Genomic DNA, 18,292 nt, shown 5'->3' on the forward strand with positions numbered 1-18,292 from the left:
AAACCTGGTAAGATCGGAGCGGACCTCAACATTCCGGCGCGTGCCGGCACGGAGAATGGCCGAGAACGCACCCGTGCCCGGCAAGCCATGCCGCAAAGGCGCCGGCTCGACATCTGGCGGCAGCGAGTGGAGGAGACACCATCTTGCGCGTGCTCAAACATCTCTACGTGCAGGTCCTGATCGGACTTGCAGCCGGGATTCTCGTCGGTTACTTTGCGCCTTCGTTCGGCGTCGAAATGAAACCGCTCGGCGACACCTTCATCCGTCTCATCAAGATGCTGATCACGCTGGTGATCTTCTGTACGGTCTCGGTGGGCATTGCGCGGATGGAGAGCCTGAAGCAGGTGGGCCGCGTCGGCTTCAAGACGCTGCTCTATTTCGAAGTGGTGACCACCATCGCGCTCGTGATCGGGCTGGCCGTGGCGAACGTTCTGCATCCGGGCGCAGGGCTGAACATCGATCCCGTCACGCTCGATGCGCACGCCATGTCGCATTACGTGGCGGACGCACACGCGGCGCCGTCGAGTTTCTTCGACCTGATCGTGCCGAATTCGGTGGTGGGCGCGTTCGCACGCGGCGATCTGCTGCAGGTGCTGCTGTTCTCCGTACTGTTCGGCATCGCGCTATCGATCATGGCGCAGCGCAGCCGGCTGCTCATGCGCGGCATCGAACAGTTCGGCGATACGCTGATGCGCATCGTCGAGATGATCATGCGGCTCGCGCCGCTCGGCGCATTCGGTGCGATCGCCTTCACGGTCGGCAAATACGGCATCGGCACCTTGCAGCAACTCGGTCTGCTGATCCTCTGTTTTTACATCACCAGCATCCTGTTCGTGGCGATCGTGCTCGGTGCGGCGGCGCGCTGGGCCGGCGTGGGGCTCTGGCCGTTGCTCAGGTATTTCCGCGAGGAACTGCTGATCGTGCTCGGCACCTCCACCACGGAGTCCGTGTTACCGCGCCTCATGGAGAAGCTCGAACGCATGGGTTGCCCGAAGGCGATTGTCGGGCTCGTGCTGCCCACCGGCTATTCGTTCAATCTCGACGGCGCGGCGATCTACCTCACGATGACCTCGCTTTTCATCGCGCAGGCGACCAACACGCATCTGTCGCTGATGCAGCAGGTCGGGCTGCTGGCGATCCTGATGCTGACCTCGAAGGGCGGTGCGGGCGTGGCCGGTGCGGCGCTGGTTGCGCTGACGGCGACGCTGTCCACCCACAACATCATTCCGGTGGCGGGGATCACGCTGATTCTCGGCGTCGACCGGGTGCTCAACGAGGTGCGCGCACTCACCAATATGATCGGCAATGTGGTGGCGACGCTGGTGGTCGCGCGTTGGGAAGGCGCGTTCGATGCACGTGCCGCACGCGAATTCCTCGCCGCGCCGCGCGAGGCTCAAGCTCCGGCTCAACCTCAAGCGCAGTCGCCGACGGTCCGCCCCGGGCTCGAGGAAACCCGTCATCCCGTTGCTCATCCGCTGCTGGAAAAGGCGGCTAAATGAAGAAGATCGTCATCAGCGAATTCATGGACGACGCTGCGGTCGACACGCTACGACGAGACTTTGACGTCTGCTTCGATCCCGCGCTGGTGGACGATCCCGAGCGCCTCATGGCCGAGCTGGCGGATGCTCGCGCGCTGATCGTGAGAAACCGCACGCAGGTGTCGGCGGCATTGCTCGACGCCGCTGCGAAGCTGAGTGCGGTGGGGCGGCTGGGCGTCGGTCTCGACAATATCGACATGCCCGCCTGTGCCGAGCGCAGCGTGACGGTGCTGCCTGCCACGGGCGCGAATGCCCAGGCCGTCGCGGAATACGTGATCACCACGTCGCTCATGCTGTTGCGCGGCACCTATCTGCGCAGCGCCGATGTCGCGGCGGGCGAGTGGCCGCGGCAGGCGTTGTCGAACGGACGGGAGGCTGCGGGCAGTGTGCTCGCGGTGATCGGTTTCGGCGGCATCGGCCAGCTGGTGGCGCGCCTTGCGCGCGGGCTCGGCATGACGATCGTCGGCCATGATCCGCAACTTACCGCCGATGCGCCGTGCTGGCGTGAGACAGGCGCGCGCTGCATGGCGCTGGATGACGCGCTGGCTCTCGCCGATGTCGTCACCCTGCACGTGCCCCTCACCGGCACCACGCGAAACCTGCTCAATAGCGAGCGCATCGGATGCCTCAAGCGCGGCGCGATCGTGATCAACACGGCACGCGGCGGCACGATTGACGAGCGCGCACTGGCATCCGCTTTATGTGAGAAACGGCTCGCAGGCGCAGCACTCGATGTCTTCGACGACGAACCGTTGAAACGGGGCTCGCCGCTGGCGGCGGCGCCGAACCTGATCCTCACGCCCCACATCGCCGGACTGACGGTCCAATCCAACGAGCGCGTGAGTTCGCTCGTCGCGCAACGGGTCGCCGCCGCGCTTTCGGACTGACACCCACGCGCAAACCCACGCGCAAATCCACACGCAAGGACTATTCGATGGCCCGACTGTTACCCGATGCGCTCACCGCGCTTGCCATTGACTCGCTGCGCCGCGCAGGCGCGCTGCAGGCCACCGCCGAATCGACCGCACGCGCGCTCGTCTACGCTGACCTGCGCGGATTGTCGTCGCACGGCGTATCGCGGCTGCCGATGTATTGCGCGCAGTTGCGCAACGGCCGTGTCGATCCCGCCGCGCAGCCCGTGGTCGTGGCGGATCGTGGCGCGGCCGTATTGATAGATGGCGCTGACGGGCTGGCTTATCCCGCCTGCGATCTCGCGGTGTCGACCTTGACCGGGCGCGCACGGCAATTCGGCAGCGCAGTGGCGGGCGTGAAGCGCAGCCATCATTTCGGCGTGGGCGCAGCGCATCTGGCAGCGCTCGGCGCGGCGGGCATGGTTGCGCTTGCCTTCAGCAATTCGCCCGCGGCGATGCCCGCGTGGGGCGGCCGTCGTGCGCTGTTCGGCACCAACCCGATTGCCGCCGTGTTCCCGCGACGCAATGGTGAGCCGCTTGTGATCGACCTTGCGCTCTCGCAGATCGCGCGCGGCAAGATCGCGATCGCCGCGCGTGACGGCAAACCGATTCCCGAAGGTTGGGCGACCACGCGCGACGGCCAGCCGACCACCGACGCCCGTGCCGCCCTCGACGGCATGATGCTGCCGTTCGGTGGGGCGAAGGGGGCGATGCTTGCGCTGATCGTCGAGTTGCTGGCAGCCGCGCTGACCGGCGCGAACTTCGGCTACGAAGCAGGTTCGTTCCTGACCGAAGAGGGTGAGCGTTCGCGCATCGGCCATCTGTTCTGGGCCATTGACCCGGGCGCGCTGGCGGGTGACGAAACCTATCTTTCTCGCGTCGAAGCGTTGATCGAGATGATGCTGGCGGACGACGACGTCCGGCTTCCCGGCCACAGAAGAGAGCGTCTTGCGGATACGGCGCAAAAAGAGGGCGTGGAGATTCCGGACGGGCTGATTGCCCAATTGAAGGAAAGCTGACTGGGCTGTTGAAAGCGTTTGCCAAATGCTCATACAAAAGGGCGATTCTGAAAGACCATCACTGAAGGCTAATTGAAACTATCAGCGCAGCGGATAGTTTCTCTCGCAAATCGCGATTTCCCTTGTGGGCCTTCGGCGAATAGGATGGTCGATATCGAACCCACACCGCTTCGACACAGCCGGAGCAGCGACGGAGATCCAGCATGGAACACCACGCCCGCACGCAGAACGAACGGCTGGAGGTCAAGACGACCACCTGCTACATGTGCGCCTGTCGCTGCGGGATCCGCGTGCATTTGCGCGAAGGCGAGGTACGCTACATCGACGGCAATCCCGACCATCCGCTCAATCAGGGGGTGATCTGCGCCAAGGGTGCCTCGGGCATCATGAAGCAGTATTCGCCCGCGCGTCTGACTCAGCCATTGATGCGCAAGGCGGGCGCGGAGAGGGGCAGCGCGCAGTTTGAGCCCGTGTCGTGGGAGGTTGCTTTCGACGTGCTCGAAAAGCGTCTCGCCAGGATTCGCGCCACTGATCCAAAGAAATTCGCGCTGTTCACCGGCCGCGACCAGATGCAGGCGCTCACCGGCCTCTTCGCCAAACAGTTCGGCACGCCTAATTACGCGGCCCATGGTGGCTTCTGCTCGGCCAATATGGCGGCCGGCATGATCTATACGATCGGCGGCTCGTTCTGGGAATTCGGCGGCCCGGATCTCGACAGCGCCAAACTGTTCTTCATGATCGGCACGGCGGAAGATCATCACTCGAATCCGCTCAAGATCGCCCTTTCGAAGTTCAAGCGCGCGGGTGGCCGCTTCATCGCCATCAATCCGATTCGCACCGGCTATGCGGCGATTGCCGACGAGTGGGTGCCGATCAAGCCGGGTACCGACGGTGCGCTGTTCATGGCGTTCCTGCACGAACTGATCGCGGCCGATGCCTGGGACCACGAGTTCGTGCAACGCTATACGAATGCGGCCGAACTCGTCGATCTCGACGAAGCCAGCGAAAACTTCGGTCTGTTCGTGCGTGATCCGGACCGGCCGGTCGGCAATCCGCTGTTTCCGCAGAATCATCTCTGGTGGGACGCCGAGGCTGCGCGCGCCGTGCCGCATCATGCACCGGGCGTGACGCCCGCGCTGGACGGCCGCTATACGCTCGCTGACGGCACGCCGGTCACGCCGTCGTTCGCGTTGTTGCGCGAACGCGTGGCTGATTGCACGCCCGAGTGGGCCGCTGAGATCACCGGGATTGCGGCGGATACGATTCGCCGCCTCGCTGACGAAATGATCCAGACCAGCCGCAACCACCGGATCACGCTGCCGATTCCATGGACCGACGCCTGGGGCCAAACGCACGAAACGGTGACCGGCAATCCGGTGGCCTTTCATGCGATGCGCGGACTGGCCGCGCATTCCAACGGCTTCCAGTCGATCCGTGCGCTTGCGGTGCTGATGTCGCTGCTTGGCACGATTGACCGCCCCGGCGGCTTTCGCCATAAGTCGCCGTATCCGCGCGCGGTGCCGCCGTCGGCCAAACCGCCGAACAGTCCCGATGCCGTCAAGCCGAATACGCCGCTCGCAACCGGGCCGCTCGGCTGGCCCGCCGCACCCGAAGACCTGTTCATCGACGAGCAGGGTGGCCCGGTACGGATCGACAAGGCGTTCTCCTGGGAATATCCGCTTGCGGTGCATGGCGTGATGCATAGCGTCATCACCAACGCGTGGCGCGGCGATCCGTATCCCATCGATACGTTGATGATTTTCATGGCCAACATGGCGTGGAATTCGTCGATGAATACGATGAAGGTGCGTGAGATGCTCGCCGACAAGCATGCGAATGGCGAGTACAAAATTCCGTTTCTCGTTGTATGCGATGCGTTCCAGTCGGAGATGACGGCGTTCGCCGATCTGATCCTGCCGGACACGACCTATCTCGAGCGGCACGACGCGATGTCGATGCTCGACCGGCCGATCTCCGAATTCGACGGTCCGGTGGATTCCGTGCGCGTGCCGGTCGTGCCGCCGACGGGCGAGTGCAAGCCCTTTCAGGAAGTGCTGATCGAACTCGCTTCGCGGCTTAAGTTTCCCGCTTTCACCACTGCCGAAGGCACACGGCGCTTTCGCGACTATCCCGACTTCATCGTCAATTTCACGACCTCGCCCGATTCCGGCGTCGGCTTTCTGATCGGCTGGCGCGGCAAGGACGGCGACAAGGCGCTGGTAGGTGAGCCGAATCCGCAGCAATGGGAGCAGTACGCGAAGAACAATTGCGTGTTCCATTACCGGTTGCCCGAGACCTTCCAATACATGCGTAATTGCAACGGGCCGTATCTCGACTGGGCCGTGAAAAACGGCTTCCGCAAATTCAGCGAGCCGATCCTGATCCAGCTTTACTCCGACGTCATGCAGAAGTTCAGGCTCGCCGCGCAGGGCCGCACGAGCGGCAGGCAGCCGCCGGACCACTTGCGCGCGCGCGTCGAGAAGTACTTCGATCCACTGCCGTTCTTTTATGCGCCGCTGGAGAGCCATTCCACCGATCTCGCGCGCTTTCCACTCGCCGCCGTGACGCAACGGCCGATGGCGATGTATCACTCATGGGACTCGCAGAACGCGTGGCTGCGGCAGATTCATGGCGAGAACTATCTCTACATGAATCCGCTGATGGCGGCCGAGAACGGCATTGCCGACGGCAGTTGGATCTATGCCGAATCGCAATGGGGTCGCGTGCGCTGCATGGCGCGCTTCAGCGAGACGGTCGAGCCGGGGACGGTATGGACGTGGAACGCGATCGGCAAGGCCGCGGGTGCATGGAACCTCGGCGCGGGCGCGAGCGAATCGCAGCGCGGCTTTCTGCTCAACCATCTGATCACCGACGAACTGCCCGCCGCGGATGACGCGGCTGGGCGCGTCTCGAACTCCGACCCGATCACCGGGCAGGCCGCGTGGTACGACGTACGGGTGCGCATCTATCCGGCGGAAGCGGACGCGCGGCACACGTTGCCCCAGTTCGACGCGATGCAGGCGCTGCCTGGCTCGAACGGCGTGATCTCGCGGATCGTGCAGACCTACTTCGCGGGGCGCGGCGAGTTCGCGGCGCGGCTGCGTGGAGCGACAGGGCGCAAGTGACGCGACGTACATGCGAGCAAAGCACGACTAAAGCGCTAAGAAGCGGGTAATGAAGCAAGAAACGAAGCGCGAGTAACGCAACAAAGCAGCAAGGAGCCTTTGATGACTCAGATGGCATTGGTGATTGACCTGAACGTATGCGTGGGATGCCAGGCTTGCGTGACCAGTTGCAAGGAGTGGAACACGTCGGGCGAATCGGGCAGTCTCGCCGACCTGAATCCCTACGATGCCGATCCGTCCGGCACATTCTTCAACCGCGTGCAGAGCTTCGAGGCCGGCAGTTTTCCGAACGCCGAGACGATCCATTTTCCGAAGTCGTGCCTGCATTGCGAAGACCCGCCGTGCGTGCCGGTGTGCCCGACTGGCGCCAGCTACAAGCGCAAGGAGGACGGCCTCGTACTGGTCGACTTCGACAAGTGCATCGGCTGCAAGTATTGCGCGTGGGCCTGCCCCTATGGCGCGCGCGAACTCGACGAAGCGCGCAAGGAGATGACCAAGTGCACGTTGTGCGTCGATCGTATTCATGATGAAAACCTCTCCGAGCGCGACCGGCAACCAGCATGTGTGCTCGCGTGTCCGACCTCCGCGCGGCTGTTCGGCGATATTCACGACCCGGAATCGGTGGTGTCCAAAGCGATCGAGGAGCGCGGCGGCTATCAGTTGATGCCTGAATGGAACACGAAACCGGCGAATCACTATTTGCCGCGCATCACCACGTCGGCCTCGGGCTGCGGAAGCGAAGGCTGCTCGTGCAAATCGACCGGGTCGGCGGTGGATTCGCCGGCATCGTTCGACGAGCGACTCGAGCGCGGAGAACTGCATCTGGCGTCGATGGCGACACGCATATAAAGGACCTCACGATGAATCCTGCTTTCTCCGTGGTTTTTCTCACTACCTTAAGCGGCGCGGCGCAGGGGTTGCTGATCGCGCTCGTTGGGGTGGAAGCGGCCGCGCATCTGGGGCTGATTGGAGCGCCGACCGATGCGTTCTATGTCACCGGCGCGGCGCTGTCAGTCGTGTTGGGCGGCCTGGGACTGATCGCGTCGTTCTTCCATCTCGGGCATCCGGAGCGCGCGTGGCGCGCGATCGCGATGTGGCGAACCTCCTGGTTGTCGCGCGAATGTCTCTGCCTGCCGGCGTTTCTCGCTTGTGCTTTTTTCTATGGTGTTGCGCACTGGTTCGGCTCGCCGTGGTCGCTCGCGATAGGCGCACTCGGCGTGCTGGCGAGCGCTGTGCTATTCGTCTGCACGGCGATGATCTACGCGTGCCTGCGCTTTCTGCAGGAATGGGCTACGCCGCTCACGCTGGTCAATTTTGCGCTGCTCGGCTGCGCCTCCGGGTTCACGCTGGCTACGGCGCTGACCGCCTGGTTCGCGCCCGCGCTGACGGCGGGGCTGGCGCTCTGCGCCTGTGTGCTCACGCTCGCCGGTTGCGCGAGCCGTTCGGCATCGCTCGTGCGTAATGCCAGGTTGCGGCCGAAGTCGACGGTGCAGAGTGCGACCGGCATCAACAACCCGAAACTCGTGCAGGTCTCGCGCGGCTTTACCGCTGGGGCCTTCAATCTGCGTGAGTTCTTCCACGGCAAGTCGGCGGGGACATTGCGTGGAATCAAATGGGCTTTCCTCGTGGCCGCGTTTGCCTTGCCTGTGTTACTGATGGCGCTAGGCGCGGGCTTGCACCCGATCGGCGTTTCGCTCGGCTTGCTGGCCGCGGCCTGTCTCGTGCAATACGCCGGCCTCGTGGCGGAACGCTGGTTCTTCTTTGCAGAAGCAAAGCATCCGCAGAATCTGTATTACGCCCGAGTCGGCTGATGTGTGCGTTGGCGCGGCCGTCAGATGTTGGCGGCCGCGTCTGCGTTGCGGTTGGTTAACTGTCGCTCAACCGCACGCGCCAACCTCGCCACACGCGGTACAAAAATCGCACCCATCCTTGCGAATCACCGCATTCGCACCGCAAGAGCCGCATTTGCGTCCGAGCATGGTGTGCAGCCCTTGCGCGCCGCCGGGTTGCGTCAATGCTGTTTCTTCAGCGTCACCAGGATGCGGACGGATGCCGAAATCCGCCGGTAACGCCGTCTCGGCCTTCATCTGCCCGCGCGGTAAACGTGCCAGCATGCGCGACGGCACCTGGTTACCTTCGGCGTCGAGAAAACCGCGCCGATGCAGAATCTGCTGGATCGCAAAAGCGAGCGCCGCCACTTCGGAATCGTGCCAGCGCGGCGTGCGATGGCCGTCGAGACGCTGCACCTCGCCGAGCCGAACCTGGCCGCGATCCCACGACACCTTGCGCATATCCTGCAAGTTCCGCGCGACAAAGCCGCCGCGTGCCGCAAGCGACAACGAACGCATCGTCGCCGTGATCCATTGCTGTGATTCGTCGCGCTGACCGGTCGGAATGAAGAACTCGATGGGGCGCTCGATCGTGACGTCTTCACCGCCCAGGCGTCCCGTCACTTCGATGAACGACACCGCCACGTAAAGCGACTTCTTACCGGCTTGCGTCAGGTATTCGACTTTTTCGATGATCGCCGGCAGCTCGCCCTTGGGCCGATGATCGATCGCGATCCGCAGCGGATCCTGATCGGTCTCGGCCAGCGTGTCGTCCGCTTGCGGCGGGCTCACGCTCAGCACGGCACCGAGCGTTTCGTTCGGACGATACGTAGCGAGGCCCTTGAGACCGTTTTTCCACGCGTCGAAGTAGAGGCTTTCGAATGCTTCGAACGGATAGTCCGCCGGCACGTTCACCGTCTTCGAGATCGACGTGTCCACGTACGGCTGCACGGCGGCCATCATGTCGAGGTGGTCGCGTGCCGACATTTCGAGTGCGCTGACGAAGTAGTCGGGCAGGTTGTTCACATCGCCGCCGAGCTCGCGATACAGGCGATACGCGTAGTCTTCGACATCGAACGATTCGCGGCCGCCGTCGGCCATCACCTTCATGCGCGTGTAGGTCCACGAGAAGGCCGGCTCGATGCCATTCGACGCGTTGTCGGCGAACGCGAGGCTGACCGTGCCGGTCGGCGCGATCGACAGCAAATGACTGTTGCGGATGCCGTCGCGGCGTATCTCATCCTTGATGTCGTCGGGCAGGCGCGAGGCGAAGGTGCCGGCTTCCAGATAGCGCCCCGCGTCGAACAACTCGAACGCGCCGCGCTCGCGTGCCAGTTCCACCGACGCCCGATAGGCTTCGTCGCGCATCAGCCGGGCAATACGCACCGCGAAGTCGCGGCCCTCCTGCGAGTTGTAGCGCAGGCCGAGCATGACCAGCGTGTCGCCAAGGCCGGTGAAGCCGACGCCGATGCGCCGCTTGGCGCGCGACTCGTCATATTGCTGCTGCAGCGGCCATAGTGTGACGTCGAGTACGTCGTCGAGAAAACGCACCTGAGTGCGGGTGCGTTTGGCGAGACCGTCCCAGTCGAACGAAGGCTTGCGGCCTTTCAGTTGCGCGAACGGATCGACCACGAAACGCGTGAGGTTCAACGGTCCGAGATTGCAGCAGCCGTAGGCGGGCAGCGGTTGTTCGCCGCACGGGTTGGTGGCGCGGATGGTTTCGACGGCGCGTAGATTGTTGTCTTCGTTCATGCGCGAGATGAACACGATGCCGGGTTCGGCGACGTCGTACGTGGAGCGCATGATGCGGTCCCAGATCTCGCGGGCGGGCCGTTCGCTATAGACCCACAGACCATCTTCGCGTTGCCGCACATCGCCAGCCGCGCGCAATGCCGGAGACGGTTCGGCGTGGTGCACGAGCTGCCAGGGCTGATCTTCTTCGACGGCGCGCATGAATTCGTCGGTGACGCCTACCGACACATTGAAGTTGTTCCAGCGGCCTTTCGAATGTTTCGCCTCGATGAACTCGATCAGATCGGGGTGATTGCAGTCGAGCACCGCCATTTGCGCGCCGCGCCGCGAGCCGGCGCTTTCCACGGTCCGGCACGAGGCGTCGAATACGTCCATATAACTGCACGGTCCGGACGCCGACGAACTGGTGGTATGAACGCGGGCACCCTTGGGCCGGATCGCGGAGAAGTTGTAGCCGACGCCACCGCCGCGGCGCATCGTTTCGGCGGCTTGCAGCAGCGCCACGTAGATGCCGGGCAGGCCTTGTTCGTCGACGCCCTGAATCGCGTCGCCGACCGGCTGCACGAAGCAATTGATGAGCGTGGCGGCGATGCCCGTGCCTGCCGCGCTCATGATGCGCCCGGCGCCGAGCGCGCCATGCCGCAGATTATCGACAAACAGCGCTTCCACCGATTCACGCAGCGCTTCTGGCTCGGCCTGAGCGACGCCGCGGGCGACGCGTTTGAACACGTCGTCGGCCGATTGCTCGTCGCCTTTCGCGTATTTCTCGAGCAGGACGTCCAGAGAGAATTGTTGCGGTGCAACTAGCTGGGCGGGAGTGGGGGGAACCGCTACGGCGCGTGTTTCGTGGGTGTCTTCTGCCATGGCGTGGCCTCTAACGGCGTCGCGGGAGGCGCGGCGCGGTGGGTGGAATTGCGGGTCACTATACCGCTGCACGTGGGGCGAGCGGGGTGAGTTGGCGCAATGAGGCCCACCTTAGCGCACGTGGCGAAGGGCCGCAATTAGGGGAGGGATTTTCGCCGGAGGCGGTAGAGTTGCTCTTGTCGGACTGCAAAGGTGTAGATCAATGTGTCCTTTGCCGCTTGTTCGAGCTCGCCGAACGGTACCGCTTGCTTCCGACGTCGAGCGTCCAGGCCAGTTCCTGACGGTCGCGATCAGCAGCTTTCTGCGTATCCGTTGAGCCGGGATAGACCGATCTGCAGCGTCAGGCCATACTCCGGTTTGGCGAGACCTTGTGCGGCAACGTGTTCTGAGGGAGGGCAGAGATATGGAGATTGGTGTCCAGAGCTTTGCAAGCCGCTCGCAGCCGGTGTTCGAGACCAAAGATGCCGAGCGGGCACACGCACTACAGCGGCTGGCGGCAACCTGCCGCATCTTCGGCCGGCGCGGCTACTCTGAAGGCCTGCTCGGCCACATCACCGTGCGCGATCCCGAACTGCCGGACCATTTCTGGGTCAACCCGGTCGGCGTCCCCATGCATCAGGTCCGCGTCTCACAGCTGGTGCAGGTTAATCACCGAGGTGAGGTCGTACAGGGCAGCGGCATGGTGAACCCGGTCGGGCTGCTCCTGCACACTGCCGTCCATCAGGCGCGGCCCGAGGTCATGGCGGTGTGCCACGCGCACGCTCTGCATGCATCGACGTGGGCCGCGTTCGAGCGGCTGCTCGATCCGATCACACAGGACGCATGCGTCTTCTTCGAGCAGCAGGCACTCATCCTCGAGCCTCGTGTTGTGCGCGACCCGGTCTCGGCAGCACGCTTTGCCGCAAGCTTCGGCGACAAGCGGGTGGCCATCCACGGGGGCCACGGCATCTTCACGACCGGACAGACCGTGGACGAGGCGGCGTGGTGGTTCGTGTTGATGAACCGCTGCTGCGAAGCGCAACTGATCGCCCAGGCTTGCGGCCAGCCTTCAATGTGGGCACCCGATGAAGCGAGATGGCTAGCTTCGGTGTTGGGATCGCCGCAGTTCGGTTGGCTGTCGTTTCAGACGCTATGGGACGACATCATCCTGAGCGACGCCGACCTGGTGCAGTGACCGCGGCGGTGGCTTGGTGGGCTGCATCGCAAGCTTACGTGGTGGGATCGGGTGACTTCCGGGGCGTTCCGATGAGCGCTAGGCAGGCCCTCGTGTGATGGTCTCGAGGACTGCTCAGGGTGGATTTGGCCGGTTGCATGGGGCGGTAGTCGGCCAGGAAGAGACACTCATTGCGACCATCGTTTGGACATTCGTGAGACCGCTTCGCGCCGTCAACTGCCATTCGTCGACGTCGCGTCGTTGACAGAGGGTGCACCGCCCCCTACGAGCTATCAGAACAGGTGCTTGATACCGACCCGTGACACGAACTGCTCGTTGGACGACGACGTGCCCACCAGCGCGATCGACGCCACAGTGCCGGCACCATAGGCGCGCTGCCCGTGAAGATCAAGGTAAATGTCTGTGCTCTTGGACAAGTAGTAGTCAACGCCGCCAGACAACGTCAGCCAATGCGACGCGTCGAGCTTGTCATAGCTAAGCTTTGTAGCAAGCACGAGGTCCGGCAATGGACGGTATTCACCACCGACGTGGAGTACCTGGTCCTGCGCAGTCTTGGTCCCTAGCTTGAGACGGGTATTGGTATAGACCGCCGACGCGCGCCACGAGCCAAAAGCGTACGCTGCACCGCCGCCGAGGATACGCTGGTTATCAACGAGTAAAGCGGTAGAAGGCACGATCGGCCGCCCGAACATCTCTGGTGCGCCCGTCAGGCCGATATAGACGGGCGCGCCGTTGATGTCGGTGTAGTAGGCGCCAGCGGAAAAGCCCCCTCTGGCATATTGCACGGTGACACTGAGCGCCCGGCCGGCATTGGTCGTGGTGTTACCGGTATTCGAGGCGAAGCTGTACTGCATGCCCGCAGACAGGCCACCGAAGCTGCGTGTCATGAATTGAACGGTGTTATTCAGGCGCTCACCCGAAACACGGTCGAGGTCGGCATTCTCGACGCTGTAAATGCCACAGGACAGACACGGGAGGAAACGGAGCATGGTGATGCCGAAGTCGTACTGGCGCCCGAGCGTCAAATCCCCGATGGTCGCGTCGCCGAGTCCGACATAGGCCTGCTTGCCGAACAGCAGTCCTCCTTGCCCCGCCATGCCAGTGTCCACCGAGTAGCCGTTTTCGAGCTTGAAGATGGCATGCATTCCGCCGCCAAGGTCCTCAGTGCCCGAAAAGCCCAGGGAGTTGTTCTTGTTGATGCCGTCGGCCATGGCGACAGACGAATTTCCGTGCACGTTCGTCACATATGTGACGCCGGCGTCGAGGCTGCCGAACAGAGTCACACTCGACTGCGCGTGTGCGGCGGTAGTCAGGCTGGCCAGCAAGAGGCCGGCGATGGTCCTTCGTTTCATGTCTTCTCCGTGGGTTGATGGTCAATATTTTTGTACGTGCGCATCCCTGCCGGGTGCATACGCGGCATGCAGGGAGCGCAGATTTGGAATTCAGCGGCGCACGCAGCCCGGCGCCCGAGGCCGGACCTATTTCGATACGTCTACGTCGCGTGTTTCGGGAACCATCGCCATAGCGGCGAGGCTAAGCATGCAGGCCGCAGCCAGATACCACGCCGGGGCCATCGGGCTTCCAGTCCAGGCGATGAGTGCGGTGACGACAAACTGGGTGGTGCCGCCGAACAGCGTGGTGCCGATCGCATAGACGAGGGATACCCCAGTGCTGCGGAAGGCGGCAGGCAGCAGTTCCGGTATAACCACTATTGCAGCCGTGGCGCTCATCGCAGTCAGTCCGGCCAGGACGGTGATCGCCATCAAGAAACGGCCTATGCCAGGCGCAGCATCCAGCCACATGAACGTCGGCACGCTCAACAGCATCAGCAGCACGCACGGCACAACCAGCACGAGCTTGCGACCGCGCATGTCGGACAGCCAGCCGCCAAGCAACGCAAAAACGAATGTCAACACGCCTCCGACCAGGGGGGCTGTCTGGGCGATCGTCGGAGGCAGTTTCAGCGTATGGATCGCATAGGTGGTCATGTAGTTGCCAATCTGGGACGAAACCGCGCCCGACAACATGATCAACACCCCCAACACGAGATAGCGCCGGTGGTTTCGAACGACACCGCCAACGACTTCGGACGTGGTCCGCCCGTCGCCGCCCTCAAAGGTCTCAGGCAGACTGCGGCGGATATAGACGGCAACCGGCACGAGTGCAAGGCTCACCACGAACGGAATGCGCCAGCCCCACGCAGCCAACTGGCCGGCGCTCAGTGACATCGATACTGCGACGCCAAGCATTCCGCCCACGGCTACGGCGATGCCCTGGCTCGCCAGTTGCCAGCTCGCATAGAGCGCGCGCCGGTTCGGCGGCGCGGCTTCGATCAGGAGAGCCGTTGCCGGGCCGACTTCACCACCTAGCGCCAGCCCTTGTACTAGCCGGCAGGCCACTACGATGATCGGAGCAGCGATGCCGATGCTGGCATAGGCCGGTGTCACGGCCATGCCCAGCGTACCGACCGTGATCAGAACAACCGTCAGGATCATGGCGGGCTTGCGGCCGGCACGGTCCGCAAAAGCGCCGATCAGTACCGCGCCAAGCGGGCGGGTGAAAAACCCCACGCCGAACGTCGCAGCCGACAGCAGCAGGCTTCCGAACTCGCCGCCAACGGGGAAGAAAGCGTGCCCGATGTAGACCGCAAAGTAGGCATAGATGACAAAGTCGTAGAATTCGAGCGCGTTGCCGGCCACGGCGGCTGCCACGGCTTTGCGACTGATAGCCGTGCGGGCCGCCCGGCCTAGGGTGGTCCCTCCTGCGTCACAGGCGGCTGGCCCCTCATTGGGGGCGTCGATGATGGTAGTGCGCATAGTGTCTCCGTGTTTATTGGTCTGCTGCTCTGTCTTAGCCGCTCAAACGGTCTGGGCCTGGGCAGTGTCGTCCTGCAAGCCGTGCACGGTCTGCAGAAAAACGTCGCGGCCCTGTTCCCAAATGGCGGACTGCCAGTCGTCGGCCTGCGGGTAGAACGCATCCTTGAACGCCTGGCGAATCGTCGCTGCCTGGCGGGTGTCCGCGCTGCCGTGGCGGTGCAGCCAGTGCTCGGCGCGCATGGCGGGCAGCACGACTGAAAGCGGGTGCGTGCCGAACTCCAGGCAGACATTTGTTTGCTCGGACTGCCGGCATTCCTCGAACTGACCGTACTGGATCGGCCCAGTCATCGGGATGCTGGTCGACGTACCGAGATTGACCGACGTGACACAGTCGCCCCACCACCGCCTGGCGCGCGCGAGCGTCTGAGTCTCGTCGGGACACGCGAAGATCCGTTCACCGTAGCCATACGGGCCAAGGCCGGTATGCACATCGATCGAGCCGATCCGCCTGCACTGCTGAGCATATTTGCGCAGGATCTGGCGGAACGTGAGGTTACTCCAGGCTGGCTCACGACCACCGTAGTGAATGCCATCCTCAAATGCGTACTGCCCAAGTCCGACCGCTCGTTGATAGCCACGCAGGCCCCACTGCCGGCGCAGGACATCGAGCGTCGATTCGTTTTCGTCGGTCGGCGGCCACTCGGGAGGAAGCAGCAGGTCGTGGATTTCGGCGTACCGGTCATTAACCGGCAACGGTACGGAGAAGTCGACGAAGTTGCGGTTCAGGTCGATATTCTCGTGCGTCGCGCGGCGCGAGTTCGAGAAACCGTAAGGATTGACCGCGTGGATATGCAGTACGGCGGTATCGGGTGCGGTGACCGGACCCAGACCCAGCACGCCGGTCTGAATCGCGGATCCGCAATATCCTTCGACCCCATGCACACCACTGATCAGGATGACCAGGCGAGCGGCGTCACGCGGACCATCGAACACGACATCCGTTGCGAGTGTTTCTCCAGAGGCGCCGCCAAGGGGCAAAACGTATGAGTCGATTGCCAGCCCGCGCAGGGCGGCAGTGCGACAGAACTTTTCACGCGCTTCAGCATAGTCGCGGCTGAACAGAGCACGGGTTTCGTTGATGAGCATGGTGTGATGCGATTCCTTTAACTGGCCGACAGGATGGCTTGTTCGCGTTCGCGCTGGCGCGTACGGCATGCATTGCCGAAGGCGGCAAAAATCGCGCGCGATAACGGACAGTCGTCAATCCTCATTTCCGGATGCCACTGGACTGCCAGCGTGAATTGAGGCACGTCGGCAATCGAAAATGCTTCGACAAGGCCGTCGGGCGCCGTGGCTTCCGGACGCAAACCATCGCCAAGCCGGTCGACGCCCTGGTGATGCAACGAATTCACCTGCATGACAAGCTCGCCAGCGAGGCCCTCCAGAACACCGCCGGGGATAACGTGGATCGGGTGACTGTTGTCGTACCAGCGCTCAATCGGTCGGTTGTGATCGCCTTCGCGATGATCCAGACGCCCCGGTTGTTCGTGGACGGCGGGCTCAAGCGTGCCCCTGTGGATCACGTTGAGTTCCTGGAAGCCGCGGCAGATGCCGAGTACGGGCAGACCGCGTCGGATCAGTGCGGGTAGCAGTCCGAACACGACGGCGTCGCGATGCGTGTCCTGTCGCGTGGCAGCAGGCAGCGCAGAAGCGCCGTAGCGCTCGGCGGCGACATTGGACGGGCTGCCGGTCAGCACGATGCCGTCCAAAGCTCCGAGCAACGTAGTGCCATCCAGCACCTCGGCGGCGACTGGAAGCATCACTGGCATGGCCTGCGCGATCTCGTTGACAGCGCGCACGTAGCCGTGAAGTACGGAATGGCCACGATGCCCATGAAACTCAATGGAGTCGGCGATGATGCCGACAACTGGACGGCGCGGTGGTGAGGTCTGAAAGGCAGGCATGAAGTATCGGTTTCGTCTGGGTTTTGCGCGGGTCTGATTGCACCCGGCCGTATCGCGAGTCTCGGGCAGAGTCTAGGCAAATCAATTATTTGTGTAAATTGCATTTATTGATGAGATATTATGCGCATTCTGCAAGTTGACGCGTTCGCATGAATATCCGTCAGATCCAGCACTTCCTCGCCATGCTCGACAATGGCTCGCTTAGCGCGGCGGCTGAAGCGGTACACCTGAGCCAGCCGGCCTTGTCGCGCAGCATTCGCGCACTCGAAGAGGGGCTCGGAGTGCCGCTCTTCGATAGAACCGATCGCCGACTGCGCCCGACGCTCTATGCGCGCGCCTACGAGCCGCGGGCACGCCGGATGGTGCTGGACGAGAAGGAAGGCGCGCGCTTGCTGGCGCTGATGCAATCGGGCGAGGCAGGATCGCTGGCGTTCGGGATGGGATCGGCGCTAGCGCCGGTGCTGCTCAGCCCGCTCGTGCTGGACCTGATGCAAAATGCGCCGCGCGTGCAGTTGCGCAGCGTGATCGAAACCTCCGAGCGGCTGCTGGCCGCGCTGCTTGCGGAGCGACTGGACTTTTTCGTCGGCGATATCCGTGTCGCCCAGGACCATGCCGATTTAGCCGCGGAGGCGGTCTATCCCTGCACCTTCGGGTGGTATGTCCGGCGTGGCCATCCGCTCGCTGGCCAGCGGCAAGTGACGATTGACGATATTCGTCCCTATCCGCTGCTGGCAGCGGGACATTCCGAGCCCTCGCTTACGCGCCGCTTCGGCGAGCTCTACGGATTGGCGGTGCCAGTGATTGACCATTTCGCCTTGGCGACGGATGACATCGGTACCGTTCACTCGATCCTGGAACACAGTGATGCAGTGGTCCCCGCTATAGACCTCGCAATGATCGCGAAAGTGGAAAGCGGCGATGTGGTGGCGCTCGACGTGAACCCACCATTGGTGATGGACATGACGCTGGGTATCGTGCGTCACGTCGAACGCACACTCGTGCCCGTAGCACTGAGGGCGTTTGAGATCGTTCGCCACCGCTTCGCCGCAGTGGAGGCAAGGATCGCGGCGTGCACTTCGCTAGCCCGTCGTGTCTGAGTTGTATGCACACACACGCGAAGGATTCACTGGCCGTTGCTCCCGCAAAAGCTGCCGCTCGAATCGCAAACCTGTGGATGACCGCTCAGGGTCCAGGTTGTGTGGAAACCCGATGGCATTACAATGCGACGCGTGACGCCGACCCCAGCGGCGCGTTTGACTGCCTTCGCAGCTATCACAACGCCGACGAGAAGGTGAACCTC

General features: G+C 63.2%; 13 protein-coding genes. 8 read left to right on the forward strand and 5 right to left on the reverse strand.

What is annotated here, in order from left to right; all coding sequences use genetic code 11:
• The first annotated feature begins 143 nt into the window (after positions 1–143).
• From dctA to KHO31_RS27980, 6 genes are all read left to right on the forward strand, one after another.
• Positions 144–1,499 carry a C4-dicarboxylate transporter DctA gene (dctA, locus tag KHO31_RS27955; RefSeq protein WP_201108330.1) on the forward strand — a complete coding sequence of 452 codons (1,356 nt, stop codon included), beginning with the start codon at positions 144–146 and terminating at the stop codon, positions 1,497–1,499.
• Positions 1,496–2,425: an NAD(P)-dependent oxidoreductase gene (locus tag KHO31_RS27960; RefSeq protein ID WP_201108331.1), complete on the forward strand. Its 930-nt coding sequence runs from the start codon at positions 1,496–1,498 to the stop codon at positions 2,423–2,425. Before dctA ends, KHO31_RS27960 begins: the two co-directional genes overlap by 4 nt.
• A gap of 47 nt (positions 2,426–2,472) precedes the next feature.
• Entirely contained in the window at positions 2,473–3,468 is a 996-nt protein-coding gene (locus tag KHO31_RS27965) for an Ldh family oxidoreductase (RefSeq protein ID WP_201078525.1), read from the forward strand.
• A gap of 203 nt (positions 3,469–3,671) precedes the next feature.
• The gene (locus KHO31_RS27970) at positions 3,672–6,593 is read left to right on the forward strand and encodes a molybdopterin-dependent oxidoreductase (RefSeq protein WP_201108332.1); all 2,922 of its coding nucleotides are present in this window, start codon (positions 3,672–3,674) and stop codon (positions 6,591–6,593) included.
• Between the two features lie 102 nt (positions 6,594–6,695).
• On the forward strand, positions 6,696–7,442 hold the full coding sequence (locus KHO31_RS27975) for a 4Fe-4S dicluster domain-containing protein (RefSeq protein ID WP_201108333.1): 747 nt from the start codon (positions 6,696–6,698) through the stop codon (positions 7,440–7,442).
• An 11-nt stretch (positions 7,443–7,453) separates the two neighbouring features.
• Positions 7,454–8,404: a dimethyl sulfoxide reductase anchor subunit family protein gene (locus KHO31_RS27980; RefSeq protein ID WP_211624598.1), complete on the forward strand. Its 951-nt coding sequence runs from the start codon at positions 7,454–7,456 to the stop codon at positions 8,402–8,404.
• Positions 8,405–8,470: 66 nt separating this feature from the next.
• On the opposite strand, the gene KHO31_RS27985 is transcribed toward KHO31_RS27980, so the two are convergent.
• Entirely contained in the window at positions 8,471–11,038 is a 2,568-nt protein-coding gene (locus tag KHO31_RS27985) for an adenosylcobalamin-dependent ribonucleoside-diphosphate reductase (protein WP_201108334.1), read from the reverse strand.
• Between the two features lie 403 nt (positions 11,039–11,441).
• Between KHO31_RS27985 and KHO31_RS27990 the strand changes: the two genes are divergently transcribed.
• The gene (locus tag KHO31_RS27990) at positions 11,442–12,212 is read left to right on the forward strand and encodes a class II aldolase/adducin family protein (protein WP_201086022.1); all 771 of its coding nucleotides are present in this window, start codon (positions 11,442–11,444) and stop codon (positions 12,210–12,212) included.
• A 272-nt stretch (positions 12,213–12,484) separates the two neighbouring features.
• Here the strand turns inward: KHO31_RS27990 and KHO31_RS27995 are convergent, their stop codons facing one another.
• The 4 genes from KHO31_RS27995 to KHO31_RS28010 all read right to left on the reverse strand — a co-directional run bounded on the left by KHO31_RS27995 (position 12,485) and on the right by KHO31_RS28010 (position 16,992).
• The gene (locus KHO31_RS27995) at positions 12,485–13,564 is read right to left on the reverse strand and encodes a porin (protein WP_201082747.1); all 1,080 of its coding nucleotides are present in this window, start codon (positions 13,562–13,564) and stop codon (positions 12,485–12,487) included.
• 126 nt (positions 13,565–13,690) lie between these two features.
• Complete coding sequence (locus tag KHO31_RS28000) at positions 13,691–15,028, reverse strand: MFS transporter (protein WP_201082748.1); 1,338 nt, start codon at positions 15,026–15,028, stop codon at positions 13,691–13,693.
• 42 nt (positions 15,029–15,070) lie between these two features.
• Positions 15,071–16,174 (reverse strand): M14 family metallopeptidase, encoded by a 1,104-nt coding sequence (locus KHO31_RS28005; protein ID WP_201082749.1) that lies wholly within the window; start codon positions 16,172–16,174, stop codon positions 15,071–15,073.
• A gap of 17 nt (positions 16,175–16,191) precedes the next feature.
• The gene (locus KHO31_RS28010; RefSeq protein WP_201082751.1) at positions 16,192–16,992 is read right to left on the reverse strand and encodes a gamma-glutamyl-gamma-aminobutyrate hydrolase family protein; all 801 of its coding nucleotides are present in this window, start codon (positions 16,990–16,992) and stop codon (positions 16,192–16,194) included.
• A gap of 149 nt (positions 16,993–17,141) precedes the next feature.
• On the opposite strand from KHO31_RS28010, the gene KHO31_RS28015 reads away from it, so the two are divergent.
• Entirely contained in the window at positions 17,142–18,089 is a 948-nt protein-coding gene (locus KHO31_RS28015) for a LysR family transcriptional regulator (protein ID WP_201082753.1), read from the forward strand.
• Positions 18,090–18,292: the final 203 nt, after the last annotated feature.

Origin of the sequence: Paraburkholderia domus (genome assembly GCF_905220705.1) — a bacterium.
GTDB classification, from domain to species: Bacteria; Pseudomonadota; Gammaproteobacteria; order Burkholderiales; family Burkholderiaceae; genus Paraburkholderia; species Paraburkholderia domus.